Origin of the sequence: Halomonas sp. SIMBA_159, assembly GCF_046536035.1 — a bacterium.
Classification (GTDB): Bacteria; Pseudomonadota; Gammaproteobacteria; order Pseudomonadales; family Halomonadaceae; genus Vreelandella; species Vreelandella venusta_A.
This window is the reverse complement of sequence record NZ_JAWJBT010000021.1, coordinates 21096-37675: the sequence shown is the minus strand read 5'-3', so window position 1 is coordinate 37675 and position 16580 is coordinate 21096. Positions and strand designations below refer to the sequence as shown.

The window sequence follows — 16580 nt, the reverse complement described above, 5'->3', positions numbered from 1 at the left end:
CAACCCTAAACGTGATTTAGCTCATCATCAGGCCATCAGCAATCGCCGTCATGATGGGCTTACCGTTAAGGCTGTAGCAACGGGGGCATAGGACGGCCATTCACGCGCCAAACGCCGCGAATCACATCAAACTGTAGTTCCCGAGTGCCTAAGGGAAGCCCCAGCCATAACGCAGCGACAGTCGGCGCATCATGCCAAATAAAGTCGCCGTCGATGCGCTCTAGCCAGCGCTGGCGCTCTTCAGGTTTATCCAACGCCGTAATCATTAGTTCATCTAAGCGTCGCGCGTCAAAAAACAGTGCGCCATCAGCCTCTACTTGTAGCCCTAGCAGTGGGCTATCCAGCGCGATGGTGGTCACGTCTAACCGAGGGGAGTCACTCAACACCTGTCGTAAGTCAGGTTCTAAACGGGCTAACAGACCTTCTGCCATCGGTAAGCTGGCATCCCCCCAGGCAGCCTCTTGGCGCAAACGGAGGATGGTTTGGCGCACGGCATCCGCGTTGAGACGGGAAAGTTCGGCTTCTATTCGGCCACTGAGCAGAGGCGTATCAGGGGCTTCGCTAGGCACGCGCACTTCTCCCACCACGAGCTCGCCTTTTAAACGCAGTTCGCTTTCATCCAACTCCATGTGGCTGTGTATATCCAGAGGCGCAACGTGAATATCGTAAGCGGGATAATGCAGCGCTAACTGCTCGATATGCAGGTGATCGCGCTGGGCAAAGTGGTAGGCATCGTCAATGTAGGTGTAGCGGCTTTCCAACGTGGTCGGCCCCAACGTTAGCTGGGATAGGCCATCCGTCAGCGTAAGTTGATCCAACAGCCCCCGCAAACGCCAGTCACCAAACATGCCTTCTAGGCGTACACGGGCTCCACGTACGTCCAGTTCACGACCATTTTGCTGTATGACAAAGGGGGCAAGCGCCAAACGCAGCTCCGTGTGACCGCTCAAGGTTTGATAGCGGCCCTGCCAACGAGGTACGGAAGGCGCGGAGACTTCACCAACCGCTTTTTGAAGCACGCTATCCAGACGCGGTAGCAGCGTGCCTTCCACATCCGTACTTAGCACACCATGACGAGCGCGGTAGGTTAGCTCCAGTCGCCAAGGGCGACCCAACAACGGAGACAGCATGAGCCGCCCGCGGGAGCTCAGCCACCCCTGACGGCTTTCTAACCGGCTTACACGCCACTCACCCCGCGCTTCCAGATCCTCCAGCGCTTGGCGGAGACTGCGTTCAAATAGAACGCTGGATAGCAATTGCGCGACCATCCACACGACGGCAATCGTCGCGAGAATAGGCACAATCAAACGTTCCTTGCGCATGCTATCTCCTTGAATAGCCTCCTTGCGTCACCTTGCACCCTGCCGCTCTGATGGCGGCTAGCGGTTCAACATAACAGGCCATGTGCTGGCTTCAAGTCATCCTTTTGATTAATGCAGCCAAAACCACAGGTGCATGGTGCTCCAGGCATAAATACCTGCCATCACATCATCAATCATAATGCCAAAACCACCGGCTACTCGGCGGTCTGCCCAGCGAATGGGCCAGGGCTTGAAGACATCGAAAATACGAAAGACCACAAACCCCCACAGCGCCGCCTCCCAGGAGAATGGCACGGCCGCCATGGTAATCCAATAGCCGACGAACTCATCCCAGACAATACCGGAATGGTCATGCACGCCTAGGTCATGGGAAGTTTTGTCGCACAGCCATACCCCGACCACAAAAGCGACCAGCACGATGCCGAGGTACCATCCCAAGCTAAGGTCGGCCATCATCCAATAAAAGGGAATAGCGGCTAGCGTACCGAAGGTACCCGGTGCCCAGGGCACTATGCCGCTACCCAGGCCAAAGGCAAAAAAGTGGGTGGGGCGTCGCCAAACGCTCGCCGGTGCTCGATTCATTGGGCGCCTCCACAAAAATGCTGCCAGCCAGTGGCGGCTTGAGCGGGCACACCGGTTACCCCTAACGCTTCGCTACAGTGACCAATCACACTCAGTAAAAGCCCACACTCAGCCAATTGCGCTCGCGCTTGTGCGACGTTGTCAGGAGACAGCGTCACTAAAAGCTCATAGTCGTCTCCCCCCGACAGCGCAGCGGACAATGCCGCCTCACGGCCCAGCGCATCCGCTAATCCTTCTACCAAAGGTAGCGCTTCAGGCTCAAGCACGACGCCTACCTGAGAGGCTTCGCGCAGATGGGCTAAATCCGCAAGCAGGCCATCGGAAATATCCATGGCTGCAGTAGCAAGTCCACGCAAGGCAATGCCCGCCGCCAGCCGTGGCTGAGGCATAAGATAGCGCTGTAGCAATGGGTGTGTAAGGTCTCGCTCACCCTGTTGCCACAACGCTAGCCCGCCAGCACCACCGCCTAACGCGCCGGTCACGGCCACTACATCACCTGGCTGAGCGCCTGAACGCCTCATGGCTAACTCAGCAGGCACTTCCCCCATTACCGTCACGCTAATGCTGAGTGCGCCAGAGGTTACATCGCCTCCGGCGAGTGTGGTGGCGTGCTGTTGGCATAACGCATGGAAGCCACGGGCGTAGCCTGCCAACCACTGCTCGGCGGCGGTTTCTTCCTTGAAAACACGCTGATCAAGGGTAAGCGCCATAAGACACCAGCGCGACGTTGCCCCCATGGCGGCCAAATCACTGAGCGCGACCGCCAGCGCACGATGGCCTACCGCATGGGGAGGCGCATCGTGGGGAAAGTGCACATTCACCACAGAGGTATCAACGCTGACCACCAGCTGTTGGCCCACCTGGGGAATCAATAACGTGGCGTCATCGCCGCATCCTAGGGCAACGCCATCTGTCGCTTGCGCCTCCTGCGGCGACATAAAGTAACGTCGAATCAGATCAAATTCGGCAAGCACAAAGGCCCCTTAAACGCTTGATCAGACCGTGCGCTTATAAGCGACGGGCGCTGACTTCGGCACTTCGTAAGCGGTTTGCCAGCTTATCGAGGATGCCATTCACGTATTTATGGCCGTCGGTGGCGCCAAATGATTTTGCCAGCTCAACGCCTTCGTTAATCACTACGCGGTACGGCACTTCCATTCGTCGAGAAAGCTCATAGGCCCCCAGACGAAGAATAGCCAATTCCACCGCGTCCAAATCTTCTAAGCGGCGATCCAGCAGCGGCGCGATATCGCGATCTAGTTCGGCTTTGAAACGCACCGTGTTGTGCAGTAGCTCATGGAACAGCGCTTTGTCCGCGATTTCCATGACCTTGACCCAGTTTTCATGATCTTCTAAGTCATCGTCAGCCACTTGGCTACGAAATTCAGCTTCAATCGTGATAATGGATTTACCAGTCATATGCCACTGGTAAAGTCCTTGTACCGCTAACTCCCTTGCGGCGTGACGCCCCTGCTGTGCCGCAGAGGGCTTGCGCTCACGACGCTCACTCATTGAGAATCTCCTACCGGCAGCGCGCGCAGCAGCGACACCATTTCCATCGCGGCCATGGCAGCTTCAGTGCCTTTGTTGCCAGCTTTGGTGCCTGCACGCTCAATGGCTTGCTCAATCGACTCTACAGTCAGTACGCCATTGGCGACCGGCGTATCAAACTCAAGCTGAAGATGGTTAATGGCCGTATTGCAGCCGCCCGCAACGTACTCAAAGTGCGGCGTGCCGCCACGAATAACCGCACCAAGAGCGATTACCGCGTCTGGTTTCATGACCTTCAGTACACGCTTCACGGCCAGGGGCAGTTCCCACGCGCCCGGCACATGAACGATATGGATATTTTCCACATCAACACCGTGGCGCGTCAGGCTGTCGATGGCACCTTCCACCAAGCTATCGACCACGTGGTGATTAAAGCGGCCCACCACGATCACGTAGCGCCCATCGACGTCTACAAAAGTGCCTTCAATTTGCGAAAGGGATTGCATCAATTTATTCCTGCTGAAAAGTTGGCTCGTCGGCCGTGTCGTTTGGCCCCAGGCGCTCAACCACTTCCAGGTCAAACCCAGAAAGCGCTGAGAATTTCCACGGAGAGCTGAGTAGCCGCATTTTACCCACGCCTAAATGGCGCAGAATCTGCGAACCAGTACCAATCGTTAAGTAGTTACCGGAACCGTCTGAATCGCTAGTGCGCGGTTGGCGCACACGATCCAGATAGATATCCAGCTGGTCTTTCAAATCTTGATTCGGGCGCCCGTCATCAATCAGCACAAACACGCCAGCCGGTGCCTGGGCGATTTGGTCAATCGCGCGATGTGCATCCCAACGGCACTGCTCACCCTTCATCAAGCCCATCACATCGCGCAGCGTATCCGCTAGATGCACACGCACGGTGGTGGCTTGCTCGGGCGTTGGCTGTCCTTTGACCAGCGCTAAATGGTGAGCGCCCTGAATACGGTCACGGAACACGTGCAGCGCAAGCTCACCGTGAACGGTAGACACCTGGGTAGTTTCCACATGGTCTACGGTTTGCTCGTTCACAATACGGTAGTGAATCAGATCGGCAATGGTGCCCATCTTAATGCCGTGCGCCTTCGCAAACACTTCCAGTTCCGGACGACGCGCCATACTGCCGTCATCGTTCATGATTTCACAGATCACACCGCTGGGATCAAAGCCCGCCAGCGCCGCCAAATCACAGGCGGCTTCGGTGTGGCCTGCACGGCGCAACACGCCGCCGGGCTCTGCCATGAGCGGGAAAATATGCCCTGGCTGCACGATATCGGACGGCTTCGCATTCGCGGCTACCGCGGCCTGCACCGTACGCGCGCGGTCAGCGGCTGAAATACCGGTTGTCACGCCTTCGGTTGCTTCGATGGAGAGTGTAAATTTGGTGCCAAAGCCAGAGCCGTTATCGCGTACCATCAGCGGCAGATTGAGCTGCTCGCAGCGCTCGCGGGTCATGGGCATACAAATGAGGCCACACGCATAGCGTGCCATGAAGTTGATATGCTCAGGCTTCACCATTTCGGCGGCCATGATGATATCACCTTCATTTTCGCGATCCTCATCATCCATGAGAATCACCATTTTGCCCTGGCGGATATCGTCCACCAGCTCAGCGATTGGGGATAAACCCTCAGAAGAGGAGTGCGCCATGGAATCTCCAAAAAATGTGGTCGCATCGTATGCGATTTCGGGCGTCAGGGTACCTTGCAATGGCAGTTTGCGCTAGTCAGCGTGAGGGGTGGCGATGATCCACCAATCTTGCCCAACGGTTCGCGACTCTTTAATCGTTAAACGTTTTTGATCGGCCATCTGGGTAATCCCGGGCAGTGCAAAGAGTGGCCTCGCCTCACCGCCTAGCAGCGTAGGAGCGACAAATAGCTGCAGCTCGTCGACTAAATTCGCCTCCAGTAGCGCTCCCGCCAGCGTTGCACCGGTTTCCACCAACAGCTCATTTACCTGCTCGTTTTCTGCCAGCCAAAGCAGCATATCCGCAAGCGCAATGCGATCGGCATCAGCAGGCAGCACCTTAATCTCAGCGCCAGCGGCGGCCAGTTTACGCCGTTTCTCTTCGCTATGCTGATCTGTCGTGATAATCAACGTGCGCCCTGGTTCGCGCAGGCAAGCCGCAGCGAGCGGTAATCGTAGTCGTGAATCCAGAATTACCCTTAGCGGCTGGCGCTGAACGATATCGTCGGCATTGGCCAGCGCCAGCTGCTCAGCGCGCAGCGTTAAGCGCGAGTCATCCATAATCACCGATTCTACGCCGCTCAAAATCGCGCTAGAGCGCGCACGTAAACGCTGTACTTGGGTACGTGCTTGCGGGCCGGTAATCCACTGAGACTCCCCCGACCCCATGGCCGTGCGGCCGTCTAAGCTCATGGCCATTTTCAGCCGCACAAAGGGGCGCTGGCGCTCCATTCGGGAAATAAAACCAGGGTTTAGCGCCCGGGCATCTGCTTCTAGCAAGCCCACCTGCACCTTAATGCCCGCTGTTTTTAAATGCTCAATGCCACCGCCACTAACCTGAGGGTTGGGGTCTTTCATGGCCACTACTACGCGCGCAACCCCCGCCTGCGCCAGCGCCACCGCGCAGGGGCCTGTTCGCCCGGTGTGGGAACACGGCTCTAGGGTCACATAAGCAGTAGCACCCTGGGCGGCGCTGCCTGCCGCTTTCAGCGCGTGAATTTCTGCATGGGGCTCTCCTGCACGCTCATGATAGCCCTCCCCCACCACGCGCCCTTCATCGCTACCATCAAAGCGCACAACCACACAGCCCACTCTTGGGTTAGGGTCTGTGGTGTAGAGCCCTCGTTTGGCCAACTGAATAGCATGCACCATGTAGCGATGGTCGACGGTGGAAAATTCACTCATTACGAGGCTCCGTGCTGGTTGCCACTACCAGAAGACTCATCAGAAGGCTCTTGAGAAAGCCGGTCAATCTCAGCGCGGAACTCATCTAAATCTTGAAACTTACGATAGACCGAGGCAAAGCGAATATAGGCCACTTGATCTAGACTACGCAGCGCTTTCATCACCGCTTCCCCAATTTCCCGAGCGTTGACTTCCCGGTCGCCACGGGCGCGCAGCGTTTGGCGGATACGCTCAACTGACGCTTCAATCGCTTCAGCGCTGACAGGGCGCTTTTCCAACGCCCTCAGCATACCTGCCCGCAATTTCGCCTCGTTAAAGCTCTCGCGAGAGCCGTCGGATTTTACGACCCGCGGCATAATAAGCTCAGCGGTTTCGTAAGTCGTAAAGCGCTCATGGCAATTGGCACACTGGCGGCGGCGGCGCACCTGATCGCCTTCTGCCACCAGCCTTGAATCTGTCACTCTCGTATCATTTGCACCACAAAAAGGGCAATGCATGGCAGTCAACCTATTATCAGTACGCACTAGAAGCTGTGCGTGCAGCGTGTCAGCCTGTACGAATAAACCGCTTTACAAGGCTTAACGCCCTGCCGTTATTCGCCATTTTATAAACTATTTTATCGCCTGTTGCTGAAGGCCATCATGTCACTAACAGCAGGCCGACAACAGGCGTAGCGATGTTATACAACGCGTATCACATCGTATTGTAACGATTTGGCACACAAGCTGCAGCGTTTGTCGAAGGTTGATTGATAGGACGCCCTTTATGACCATTTTCGAGCAGACCGTTCACCGTTACCTAACCCACCTATATGGCCCCCGTGCGGGGGAGGTACAGCGGCGCATAGGCCAGCATATTGAGCATTTTCGCACCGCCTCGACAGCTGCTCTACCGGCGAGCGCGACATCTAAAAACGCACCAACATGGAGCGAAAAAGATCAGTGGGTCATCTGTTACGGTGACTCCATTGTAGAAGATGACACGCCACCATTAGCGGTACTGGACACCTTTTTGCAGCGCTACCTAGGGGATGCCATCAGCGGGGTTCACGTGCTGCCCTTTTTCCCATGGAGCAGTGACGACGGCTTTTCGGTGATTCACTATCGCGAGGTCAATAGCGAGCTGGGCGAGTGGGCGCATATCCAAAACTTGGCCAGCCACTACGACTTGATGGCCGATTTAGTGCTCAATCATGTATCGCGGGAGTCGCTCTGGTTTGTGGATTACCTGACCGGTAGCTTGCCTGGCCGCGACTACTTTATTGAAGTCGATCCGGATACCGATGTTTCCCAGGTCACCCGGCCGCGCAGTAGCCCGCTACTGGTGCCGATCTCTACGCGCCGAGGTACGCGCCACGTATGGGCGACTTTTTCGGAAGACCAAATAGACCTCAACTTCGAAAACCCGGATGTGCTGCTAGAGTTTGTGGGTATTTTGCTGTTCTACCTACAGCAAGGGGTGCGCATTATTCGCTTGGACGCGGTGGCTTTTTTGTGGAAGCGCTTGGGCACCTCCTGCATTCACCTGCCGGAAACCCATACGGTGGTGCGCTTACTTCGCGCCATCGTGGATGAAATAGCCCCAGGCACGCTGCTCATTACCGAAACTAACGTGCCTCATGCTGAAAACATCAGCTACTTTGGCTTAGAGCGATTAGCGGAAGGCGCGCCCGATGAAGCCCACATGGTGTACCAGTTCGCCCTGCCACCCCTGCTGCTGCACACCCTAACCCGTGGCGAAGCGACGACGATACAAACGTGGTTAAACAGCCTGCCGGTGCTGCCTGAACAGTGCACCTACTTAAACTTCACCGCGAGCCACGATGGTATTGGCGTACGGCCGTTAGAAGGCCTGCTGCCTGACCATGAGCGCGACGCGCTGCTGGAACTGATGCATCGTTTTGGTGGCTTTGTCAGCATGCGCAGCAACCCTGATGGCAGCGACACACCCTACGAAATCAACATTACCTGGTTTGAGGCCATGCGCGGCACCCGCCGCGGGCCAGACCCGTGGCAAATTGCGCGTTTTCTATGCAGCCAAGCGATCATGCTCAGCCTGCAAGGAATACCCGCGCTCTATATCCATACGCTCACCGGCACGCTAAACGATGTCGAAGGCGTGGAGCGCAGCGGCCGCTTACGCTCGATTAACCGTCGCCGCTGGCAGCTTGATGAGCTGGCACTGCTGCTGGAGAGCCCTTCCACCCCAACCCATGACGTTTTTCGAGCGCTTCACCGGCTGCTGGAACAGCGTCGCCAAGAGCCCTGCTTCCACCCCAACGCCCCGCAGCGCGTGATAGAAACGCCACCCGAACTGCTAGCCATTGAGCGCGGGCCAATCCATAACGGGCGACGCCTGCTCGCGCTGTATAACGTCACCGATGGTAAGTTTGACCTCGCTCACGCAGGCGATGCCCTGAACCAAGCGCTCACTCAGCACCACTGGCAGCCGCTTGACCCGCTGACAGCTCATCACGAGGAAACACTGCCGCCCTATGCGGTACGCTGGCTGGTTGCTGAAGCGTAAGGCTTGCGACATAACGACTCAGGGTAGCGAGAGATAATCGTTAAATAATCTTGTTCTGACACACTCACGCTAAACCACTGGTGAAAGCGTGAGTGACTATGTTGCAGCAAAGCGTTGCGATTGGCCCCATGGGGTTTAGTCTGCATCAATTGATGATTGGATTTGCCTTTTTACTGGCCCTGCTAGCGGGTGCGCTTATTGGCCAGCGGCATCGCGTGGCGGTCAGCGATACGTTATTTACCCTTCTATTTGTGGCGATGGTGGCCGCACGCCTCGTCTTTGTTGTGCGTTACTGGAGCGACTATGACGGCTTGCTGTCGCGCCTAGATATTCGCGATGGCGGCTTCGATATACTCGGTGGCATAGTGGCGGGCCTTAGCTACGCCGGATGGGCACTATGGCGCTCGCCTCGCCAACGAGTGCCGCTGGCAGGGGCGCTTTTGGTAGGCGGTTTAGCCTGGGGCTTGATGGCTGGCAGTACGCTACTGATCGAACAGCAGGCACGCCCACTGCCCACTACCCCACTTACTACGCTCAGCGGCGAGCCAATCACCCTGACCGAACTTGCTCAGCAGCAGCGAAAGCCCATGGTGGTTAACCTATGGGCAAGCTGGTGCCCGCCGTGTATTCGAGAAATGCCGGTGTTTGAAGAGGCCCAGCAACAAGCGCAAGACATCACCTTTGTGTTCGTTAACCAAGGTGAAAGCCTTCAGCAAATCGAAGCTTTTATGAGCGAACACGGCTTTGATTTGAATAATGTATGGCAGGACCCGCGCAATGCCCTGGGCCAAGCCACCGGAGCCCATGCCATGCCCACAACGCTTTACTACAACGCGGATGGCCAACTCGTTAGCACCCATTTTGGCGAGCTTTCACGCGCCACTTTGCAAGATGGCCTTTCGCGTATTCGCTAATATATTTTGCCTCACGGCACCCACACCAAGCCGTTTTCATAAGGATAGTGCTATGCAACGTGTTTTATTACCCCATGTTGGCCGTTTCGCTTTACTTGCCGCGCTGGGTGGCGCAGCGGCAGCCAGCCATGCCGACGAGCTGCCAGCCCCCGTGCAGGCGCTGGCCAACCAGGGCTTAACGATTCATGGGCAGTTTGATGCGCCAGGTGGAATGCGCGGCTTTGGGGCCAGCGTGCAAGGGCAAGATATGGCGATTTATCTAACGCCTGATGGAGAGCACGCCATTATTGGCACGCTAGTAGACAGCGAAGGCAGCGACCTGACTGAGGCACAGCTAGATGAGCATGTGCGAGCCCCGCTGGAAGCCGAAACTTGGGAGCTGCTTGAAGAGAGCCGCTGGATTCAGGATGGCGATCCGGACGCCCCACGCGTCATCTACACCTTCACCGACGCCAACTGCCCTTATTGCCGCCAGCTGTGGCAACAAACCCGCCCCTGGGTAGAGGCTGGCGAGGTTCAGCTGCGCCATATTATGGTCGGTATTCTCGCCCCTAATAGCCCTGCGTTAGCCGCCACGCTTCTCGGCGCTGACGACCCCTCCGCCGCCCTGCACCGCCACAGTGAAGGCGATGAACTCTCCCCCAGCGCACAGCCACGGGATATCGAAGAGCAGGTCTACGCCAACAACCAACTCTTTGAAGAGCTAGGTCTCTACGCCACCCCTACCAGCGCTTTCCAACGTGAGGCTGAAGGCGGCACTGTGCGCATTGACCGCATCCAAGGCCTCCCCAGCCAAGAACGCCTCATTGAGATGATGGGTAGCGAAGCGCCTTAAGTAGGCTTTTACTAAACGGGCGGCCTTATAGCCGCCCTTTTGGTGTGTCTTAACGCGTTTTACTCTTCAGAGAGATTTTGGAACCGTGGCATGCCAACGTTCCAGGGTTGGATGTCACCTTTCTCGCCAAAATTAGCGTGGTCGCCTAGCACATGGCCGTCATGCTCGCGGGTTTGGCCGTAGAGCGAGCGGTTGTGGAATGTGGGGCCGAATCGCTCGGCGGTTTCCACGACATCGCCGGTGTAGCGCGGGTCTTGGGGGCGCTCTTGGCTATTGATGTAGTAGGCAATATCCCACGCCTGCTGGCCGGTTAACGAGCGCGGCTGGCCCAGTGGCATGTTTTGATAGATAAACCCAGCCATGGTTTCTACCCGTGCAATACCGGCCCCCCAGTTGTTCGAGCCGTCACCCCAAGGGGCGGGGAACACATACTCGCCGTTTTCATAGTGCCCAGAACCATCTTCCTGGTGGCAGATGGCGCAGTTCTCCTGGTACGCCGCCTCGCCTCTGGCATAGCTGGGTGTCTCAGGCTGTTCAGGCGCAGGGAAACCACGGCCATAGATCGGCTTATCGGGGTACATCGGCGCACCGGTGGCGAGCCACTGGTGGTAGGCGCTAAGCGCCAGCATTTCGTCGCTGCCGTACTCGGGCGGTGTGCCGTTCATGGAGTAGGCAAAACAGCCTGCAATGCGCTCTTCTAGGTTATTCACATGCTGATTTTTGCCGCGAAAATCGGGCAAGGTGATGGCAGCTGCCCATACCGGCGCGCTAAACGGTACGCGGCCCTCTCCTAGATGGCAGCTTGAGCAGTTCATATCGTTAAAAACGTACTCGCCTCTTAGCTGCTGGGTATTGGTGAAGAGGTCATGGCCGTAGCGAATGACCTTTTTAAGCTCTGGGTGAAGGTCAGAGGCTTCCAGGTCTTCCATAGTAGGTGGCTCGTGCACCAACTGATTCAGCGCGGCATCCGCCCGCTCCTCTTGCTGAGCAAACGCATGCGCGGCATAGAGGCTCAACCCGGTACCCACTACCAAAACAGTGCTAGATAGCGCGATCATTTTATGGCGACGGACAGTGCTCATTGTGTGGCCTCCCCTTCAGCGGCTGGCTGAGTGGCGTACCACGCCGACACCGCCTGGATATCCTCTTCACTCATACGATCGGCAATAGCCCCCATGAGATTCTGGGGGTCGTTACGACGCGTGTCGTTCTTCCAAGCGTTAAGCTGCGCACTGATATAGCCCGCATGCTGCCCCGCGATGCTTGGGAATGTCTCACCGACGCCCTGGCCACCAGGGCCATGACAGCTCTGGCAGGAAACGATATAAGCGTTCCAGTCGCCGCGTTCCGCTAATTGCTGACCGCGCGCTAGCAGCGCTTCATCGGCATTGTCACCGCCCTGGCCTGGCGTCGCGGGTAGCTGACTGTAATACGCCGCCACGTCGGCAATTTGCTGATCGTTAAGCATATTGGCGAACGTCATCATCGTGGCGTTCTGGCGATCGCCTGATTTGAAGTCATGTAGCTGCTTCGCGATGTAGTTGGCATCTAAACCGGCCAAGCGCGGCCAGGATTCACCACCTGGGATGTTCATGCCTCCACCGTTGGCTTGGTGACAGGCCACACACGTTGTCGATGCCGTTTCACCCCGCGCGATATCCCCCTCTTGCGCCACGCTAGTGCTCGCGATGATGCAGGCTCCTAGCAGCAGGCTGAGCCTGCCCCCATGCACTGTTTTCATACTCCCCCCTTATGCTTCCGTTGTTATGGTCTTACTTGTTTGGACTGGTACGGTGGGTACTCTTAAGTGCGCACGAAAGCCCCCAGAAGTGGCGTTTTCAAAGCGCACATCCCCCCCAAAACGTTGCGTAATCGCAGCAACAATGGCTAATCCCAACCCACTGCCCTGCTGTTTACTAGCCCGCCAGAAACGCTGGGTCAGTTGGGCCAGTGTTTCTTCATCCACCCCGGGGCCTTGGTCGTGCACGGTGAAGGTAATGTCACTATGCGTTTGTGCTGTATGGAGAGTGATAGCGCCGCCCTGGGGGCCATGATGCAAGGCGTTATCGACGAGATTGCGCAGCGCCGTAATCGCCAGCTCTCTAGGCATGGCCAGACACGCATTAGGCAGCGTATCCGGCCACTGGCACTGCCCTGGGGCAGCGGCGCTATCAGCAACGGCCAGCTCGATAACGTGGGCCACATCGCTTGGCTCACCGTCATCAAAGCGCATGCGGCCCTCAACGCGGGCCAGCGTAAGCAGTTGATCTAAGGTATGAGCCAAACGTACGACGCCTGCTTCGGCATGTTTGAGAGCTTCTTGAGCCGTAGGGCCCTCTGCGCGTTGCGCGACCTGTAGGTGAGTTTTAATCGCAGTGAGCGGGGTGCGCAGCTCATGGGCAGCGTCGTTGGTAAAGCGCTGCTCCCGCACCAGGGTTTGATGCACCCGCGTGAGTAAATGGTTGAGCGTATCAATGAGAGGTTTGATCTCTTTCGGCACATCGTAAGTAGAGACCGGCGCCAGCGCTTCCGGGTGACGGCTTGCCAACGACGCCTGCAATCGAGAAAGCGGTGCCAAACCGCGCCATACGCCTATCCATAACGCGATAAGGCTGCCGATTAATGCCACCACAAATGGCACAACGGCAACGCGCACCATGCCGTTTAACAGCATATTGCGCTCATCCATACGGTCCGCGGTGGTGATCACCAAGCCACCACGTTCGTAGGTAAACACACGCCACGTCGTATCGCCTTCTTGACGATAAGCATGGCCCTGCTGCCCCGGCGCAAGGACCTCATCCATATTGGCGTGGGTTCGGGCGATGATCTCACCGCGTGGCGAGTGCACCTGGCAGGCCAAGCCTTCGATGGGCGGAATAGAGAGCGTGTTCATTGTGCTTTGCTCCCACACCTCTTCCGGCAATTGATGCACCAGCCCCGCCACCATGCGCGCGGATTGAGCCAAACGTTGGTCAAGCGTGGCGACAAAGGTTTTCTGCAAATCGTTGAGCAGCCAAGCCGCTGCAACGCCCCATAGCAGCGCCAAAGTCAGCCCCAGCGTGAGTAGCAGGCGGGCGCGCAGACTCATCGCTGCCCCTTGGGCATTTGCCCCGGCACAAACACGGCTTCTGGCTTACCTAGGCGGTAGCCCAAACCACGTACGGTCTCAATAATGCCGCTGCCTAGCTTGCGCCGAAGATGATGAATGTGGACATTGAGCGCGTTACTTTCGACATCGTCGCTTAGCCCGTAGAGGCTATCTTTTAGTTGGTCCGCCGAGAGCACGCTACGCGGGGCGTGAAGGAAAGCCTCCAACAGCACCAGCTCACGGCGTGAGAGCGCGACCCGTTCATCGGCTACCCGCACTTCTCGCGAGGCAGGGTCTAGGGTAAGCGCACCGTGCACGGTCAGCCCTTGGCTACGCCCGGCCACTCGCCGCAGTAACGCATGTAGCCGTGCCACCAATTCATCTAAATCGAAGGGTTTTACCAAGTAATCATCTGCGCCCCTTTGCAACCCATCCACTCTGTCACGCACGGCATCCCTGGCAGTCAGCATGAGCACAGGCGTCGTTACGCCTTCGTCTCGCCAGGCGTGCAGCAGCGCCAAGCCGTCGCCATCGGGCAGGCCACGGTCCAATATCACCACGTCGCTGGCGACACTTTGCATCGCCTGACGCGCAGCCTGCACCGAGGTTACGTGCTCTACCACGAAGTGGTACATCATTAGGCCAGAGCGAATACCCGAGGCCACCAGCGGATCATCTTCAATCAATAGGACGTGCATAGCGGTTTCCTTGTGATGGAGGCAGCATGGCAAAAGCGCATTAACTAAGCGTTAAGCCACAAGGCAAAAGGATTGCGCCAGATCAAAAAAAAGCGCCCTTACCGGGCGGCAAGGGCGTCAATCTTGTAAGCGCTGAGCGCTTAGCGGGAGAGTCGCTGAGCGATAAACCAACCCAATACCATCGCTGCCAGTAGCGCCAGCAGTGGCAGCGTTAGCCCACCAATAGAGGCAATCGCAGGCCCAGGGCAGTAACCTGAGAGGCCCCACCCCACTCCAAACAGCGCCGCGCCGCCTAACAGTTTGGCATCTAGCTCTTGCTTGGTCGGCAGTTGGAATTTGGTACTAAAAAGTGGCGTACCGCGTGCAAAGACTAACCGATAGCCCACAAAGGTGGTGCCCACTGCGGCCCCGAGTACAAATATCAGCGTCGGGTCCCAGGCACCGGCAATATCCAAAAAGCCGAGTACCCGCGCAGGGTCGGTCATTCCAGAAATCGCGAGTCCCAAACCAAACAACAGGCCAGCGAGGTATCCCGCTGCGGTTTTGACGGCCGGTGTGCTCATACCCCACCTCCGATGACATGCCGTACCACATAGACCGTCGCGATGGCCGCGACCAGGAAGGTTCCAGTGGCCGCCATCGACCGGGGCGCTAACCGCGCCAAGCCACACACGCCATGTCCGCTGGTGCAGCCACTGCCAAGCCCCGTGCCTACCCCCACCAGCAGGCCTGCTAACAACATAAGCGGCACGCCGCCTGCAGGTTCACCAATCACCGCACCGGGCACACCTGCCACGTTCCCAAGCCCACCCCCAACAGCCATTACCAGTAGCGGGCCACTAATTAGCCCCGCTAAAAAAGCCACCCGCCAAGCACTGTCTCCTTTAGGCCGCTGAGTAATTAAGCCGCCAATAATGCCGCTAATACCGGCAATACGACCTAGCGCGCCCATCAGCCACACCGCTGAAAGCCCAATCAGCACGCCACCTACCAGCCCTTGCAGGCTCGCCATCGCAGTCACAAATAACTCCTTGTACGATCTAACGCTTGGTTTTGCATGTTGAAATCCCCAGCAGCGGGTAGAGTGGGCAGAAACTAAACAGCCCCGTCGCCAGCGGAATCACGCCGACCCAGCCCCATGCGCCAATCGTACCTGTTAGCGCTAGCACAATGAGCAGTGCGCCCACTGCAATACGCGCCATTTTGTCAAAGCCACCTACATTCGTTTTCATTGCTGGATACCTGCCGATTTAAAGTTGCGCCACCCACCGCTCAAAACCGATTGAGCGGTACTTTTAAGTATACTTGGCCGTTATCTTCGGCAGGCGGTAGCTCGCCTGCCCGCATATTGACCTGCACAGAAGGAATAATCAGGCGTGGCATGCCTAACGTGGCATCTCGCTCGGTGCGCATCTTGACGAACTCTTCCTCGCTAATGCCGTCGTGCACATGGACGTTGGCCTGGCGCTGTTCGGCAACGGTAGTTTCATGCTGATAAGCGTTTCGTCCCGGCGCTTTATAGTCGTGGCATAAAAACAGCCGCGTTTGCTCGGGCAGTGCCAGTACTTTCTGAATAGAGTGGTAAAGCGTGCGGGCGTCTCCGCCTGGAAAATCGCAGCGCGCCGTGCCGTAGTCCGGCATGAATAAGGTATCACCCACAAAAGCGGCATCGCCCACCACATAGGTCAAGCAGGCTGGCGTATGACCCGGCGTATGCAGCACCCGCCCTTCAAGCCCACCGATGTTGAAGGTGTCGCCTTCTTTAAAGAGCGCATCGAACTGGCTGCCGTCCCGCGCAAACTCAGTGCCTGCATTGAAGGCTTTACCAAAAATTTCCTGCACGTCGACGATATGGGCGCCAATGCCAGTTTTGCCGCCCAGCTTGGTATGTAGGTACGGTGCGGCCGACAGGTGATCCGCATGCACATGGGTTTCCATTATCCATTCCACCTTCAGCCCTTTACCGCGCACAAAGGCAATGATCTGCTCCGCAGAACGAACGTCGGTACGTCCGGCGGCGTAGTCAAAATCGAGTACGGAGTCGATGATGGCGCACGCATCGCTATCAGGGTCTTGCACCACATAGCTAAACGTATTGGTGGGCTCGTCGAAGAAGTGGGTCACGATGGGGCGTTGCATAGAGAGCCTCCTGCTGATGGCCTGCTAGCGCTGAGTATGTTTACTGAGTGTAGCGCAAATTAAGTTATATATTTAGATCATTTT

Annotated in this window: 19 protein-coding genes; 3 read left to right on the top strand and 16 right to left on the bottom strand. The window is 57.1% G+C overall.

Features of this window, described 5'->3' with window-relative positions; all coding sequences use genetic code 11:
- Positions 1-65: 65 nt before the first annotated feature.
- The 8 genes from R0J87_RS14450 to nrdR form a co-directional block, all read right to left on the bottom strand.
- Positions 66-1322 (bottom strand): DUF945 family protein, encoded by a 1257-nt coding sequence (locus tag R0J87_RS14450; protein WP_498886973.1) that lies wholly within the window; start codon positions 1320-1322, stop codon positions 66-68.
- Between the two features lie 108 nt (positions 1323-1430).
- The gene (locus R0J87_RS14445; RefSeq protein WP_498886971.1) at positions 1431-1904 is read right to left on the bottom strand and encodes a phosphatidylglycerophosphatase A family protein; all 474 of its coding nucleotides are present in this window, start codon (positions 1902-1904) and stop codon (positions 1431-1433) included.
- Positions 1901-2878: a thiamine-phosphate kinase gene (gene thiL / locus R0J87_RS14440; protein ID WP_498886969.1), complete on the bottom strand. Its 978-nt coding sequence runs from the start codon at positions 2876-2878 to the stop codon at positions 1901-1903. The genes R0J87_RS14445 and thiL overlap by 4 nt, the downstream gene beginning before the upstream one ends.
- 34 nt (positions 2879-2912) lie before the next feature.
- Positions 2913-3416, bottom strand: a complete 504-nt coding sequence (gene nusB / locus R0J87_RS14435) for a transcription antitermination factor NusB (protein WP_498886967.1) — start codon at positions 3414-3416, stop codon at positions 2913-2915.
- Entirely contained in the window at positions 3413-3901 is a 489-nt protein-coding gene (ribH, locus tag R0J87_RS14430; protein ID WP_404342484.1) for a 6,7-dimethyl-8-ribityllumazine synthase, read from the bottom strand. Before ribH ends, nusB begins: the two co-directional genes overlap by 4 nt.
- 4 nt (positions 3902-3905) lie before the next feature.
- On the bottom strand, positions 3906-5072 hold the full coding sequence (gene ribBA, locus R0J87_RS14425; protein ID WP_404342486.1) for a bifunctional 3,4-dihydroxy-2-butanone-4-phosphate synthase/GTP cyclohydrolase II: 1167 nt from the start codon (positions 5070-5072) through the stop codon (positions 3906-3908).
- A 72-nt stretch (positions 5073-5144) separates the two neighbouring features.
- Positions 5145-6293: a bifunctional diaminohydroxyphosphoribosylaminopyrimidine deaminase/5-amino-6-(5-phosphoribosylamino)uracil reductase RibD gene (gene ribD / locus R0J87_RS14420; RefSeq protein WP_498886965.1), complete on the bottom strand. Its 1149-nt coding sequence runs from the start codon at positions 6291-6293 to the stop codon at positions 5145-5147.
- Complete coding sequence (gene nrdR / locus R0J87_RS14415) at positions 6293-6790, bottom strand: transcriptional regulator NrdR (protein ID WP_404342490.1); 498 nt, start codon at positions 6788-6790, stop codon at positions 6293-6295. Before nrdR ends, ribD begins: the two co-directional genes overlap by 1 nt.
- A gap of 268 nt (positions 6791-7058) precedes the next feature.
- On the opposite strand from nrdR, the gene R0J87_RS14410 reads away from it, so the two are divergent.
- The 3 genes from R0J87_RS14410 (at position 7059) to dsbG (ending at position 10568) form a co-directional block, all read left to right on the top strand.
- On the top strand, positions 7059-8819 hold the full coding sequence (locus tag R0J87_RS14410) for a sugar phosphorylase (RefSeq protein ID WP_498886963.1): 1761 nt from the start codon (positions 7059-7061) through the stop codon (positions 8817-8819).
- Positions 8820-8917: 98 nt separating this feature from the next.
- Positions 8918-9733: a TlpA family protein disulfide reductase gene (locus tag R0J87_RS14405; RefSeq protein WP_498886962.1), complete on the top strand. Its 816-nt coding sequence runs from the start codon at positions 8918-8920 to the stop codon at positions 9731-9733.
- A 52-nt stretch (positions 9734-9785) separates the two neighbouring features.
- Complete coding sequence (dsbG, locus tag R0J87_RS14400) at positions 9786-10568, top strand: thiol:disulfide interchange protein DsbG (protein WP_498886960.1); 783 nt, start codon at positions 9786-9788, stop codon at positions 10566-10568.
- A gap of 59 nt (positions 10569-10627) precedes the next feature.
- On the opposite strand, the gene R0J87_RS14395 is transcribed toward dsbG, so the two are convergent.
- The 8 genes from R0J87_RS14395 to R0J87_RS14360 all read right to left on the bottom strand — a co-directional run bounded on the left by R0J87_RS14395 (position 10628) and on the right by R0J87_RS14360 (position 16496).
- Positions 10628-11650 carry a c-type cytochrome gene (locus tag R0J87_RS14395; protein ID WP_498886959.1) on the bottom strand — a complete coding sequence of 341 codons (1023 nt, stop codon included), beginning with the start codon at positions 11648-11650 and terminating at the stop codon, positions 10628-10630.
- The gene (locus R0J87_RS14390) at positions 11647-12309 is read right to left on the bottom strand and encodes a c-type cytochrome (protein ID WP_498886958.1); all 663 of its coding nucleotides are present in this window, start codon (positions 12307-12309) and stop codon (positions 11647-11649) included. Before R0J87_RS14390 ends, R0J87_RS14395 begins: the two co-directional genes overlap by 4 nt.
- A gap of 9 nt (positions 12310-12318) precedes the next feature.
- Positions 12319-13659: an ATP-binding protein gene (locus R0J87_RS14385; protein ID WP_498886957.1), complete on the bottom strand. Its 1341-nt coding sequence runs from the start codon at positions 13657-13659 to the stop codon at positions 12319-12321.
- On the bottom strand, positions 13656-14357 hold the full coding sequence (locus tag R0J87_RS14380) for a response regulator (protein ID WP_404342504.1): 702 nt from the start codon (positions 14355-14357) through the stop codon (positions 13656-13658). Before R0J87_RS14380 ends, R0J87_RS14385 begins: the two co-directional genes overlap by 4 nt.
- 140 nt (positions 14358-14497) lie before the next feature.
- Positions 14498-14920 carry a DUF6691 family protein gene (locus R0J87_RS14375; RefSeq protein WP_404342506.1) on the bottom strand — a complete coding sequence of 141 codons (423 nt, stop codon included), beginning with the start codon at positions 14918-14920 and terminating at the stop codon, positions 14498-14500.
- Positions 14917-15369, bottom strand: a complete 453-nt coding sequence (locus R0J87_RS14370; protein ID WP_404346051.1) for a YeeE/YedE family protein — start codon at positions 15367-15369, stop codon at positions 14917-14919. The genes R0J87_RS14375 and R0J87_RS14370 overlap by 4 nt, the downstream gene beginning before the upstream one ends.
- Before the next feature lie 28 nt (positions 15370-15397).
- Positions 15398-15589 (bottom strand): YgaP family membrane protein, encoded by a 192-nt coding sequence (locus tag R0J87_RS14365; RefSeq protein ID WP_285263532.1) that lies wholly within the window; start codon positions 15587-15589, stop codon positions 15398-15400.
- Positions 15590-15629: 40 nt separating this feature from the next.
- Positions 15630-16496: an MBL fold metallo-hydrolase gene (locus R0J87_RS14360; RefSeq protein WP_498886954.1), complete on the bottom strand. Its 867-nt coding sequence runs from the start codon at positions 16494-16496 to the stop codon at positions 15630-15632.
- Positions 16497-16580 lie beyond the last annotated feature (84 nt).

Coding starts and splice junctions, on each gene's coding strand:
- R0J87_RS14445 (WP_498886971.1), bottom strand. CDS start 1,904: ATGAATCGAGCACCGGCGAGCGTTTGGCGACGCCCCACCCACTTTTTT.
- R0J87_RS14390 (WP_498886958.1), bottom strand. CDS start 12,309: ATGAAAACAGTGCATGGGGGCAGGCTCAGCCTGCTGCTAGGAGCCTGC.
- R0J87_RS14380 (WP_404342504.1), bottom strand. CDS start 14,357: ATGCACGTCCTATTGATTGAAGATGATCCGCTGGTGGCCTCGGGTATT.
- R0J87_RS14365 (WP_285263532.1), bottom strand. CDS start 15,589: ATGAAAACGAATGTAGGTGGCTTTGACAAAATGGCGCGTATTGCAGTG.
- ribBA (WP_404342486.1), bottom strand. CDS start 5,072: ATGGCGCACTCCTCTTCTGAGGGTTTATCCCCAATCGCTGAGCTGGTG.
- ribH (WP_404342484.1), bottom strand. CDS start 3,901: ATGCAATCCCTTTCGCAAATTGAAGGCACTTTTGTAGACGTCGATGGG.
- R0J87_RS14405 (WP_498886962.1), top strand. CDS start 8,918: ATGTTGCAGCAAAGCGTTGCGATTGGCCCCATGGGGTTTAGTCTGCAT.
- ribD (WP_498886965.1), bottom strand. CDS start 6,293: ATGAGTGAATTTTCCACCGTCGACCATCGCTACATGGTGCATGCTATT.
- R0J87_RS14370 (WP_404346051.1), bottom strand. CDS start 15,369: ATGGCGAGCCTGCAAGGGCTGGTAGGTGGCGTGCTGATTGGGCTTTCA.
- R0J87_RS14450 (WP_498886973.1), bottom strand. CDS start 1,322: ATGCGCAAGGAACGTTTGATTGTGCCTATTCTCGCGACGATTGCCGTC.
- R0J87_RS14360 (WP_498886954.1), bottom strand. CDS start 16,496: ATGCAACGCCCCATCGTGACCCACTTCTTCGACGAGCCCACCAATACG.
- nusB (WP_498886967.1), bottom strand. CDS start 3,416: ATGAGTGAGCGTCGTGAGCGCAAGCCCTCTGCGGCACAGCAGGGGCGT.
- nrdR (WP_404342490.1), bottom strand. CDS start 6,790: ATGCATTGCCCTTTTTGTGGTGCAAATGATACGAGAGTGACAGATTCA.
- R0J87_RS14410 (WP_498886963.1), top strand. CDS start 7,059: ATGACCATTTTCGAGCAGACCGTTCACCGTTACCTAACCCACCTATAT.
- R0J87_RS14385 (WP_498886957.1), bottom strand. CDS start 13,659: ATGAGTCTGCGCGCCCGCCTGCTACTCACGCTGGGGCTGACTTTGGCG.
- R0J87_RS14375 (WP_404342506.1), bottom strand. CDS start 14,920: ATGAGCACACCGGCCGTCAAAACCGCAGCGGGATACCTCGCTGGCCTG.
- R0J87_RS14395 (WP_498886959.1), bottom strand. CDS start 11,650: ATGAGCACTGTCCGTCGCCATAAAATGATCGCGCTATCTAGCACTGTT.
- dsbG (WP_498886960.1), top strand. CDS start 9,786: ATGCAACGTGTTTTATTACCCCATGTTGGCCGTTTCGCTTTACTTGCC.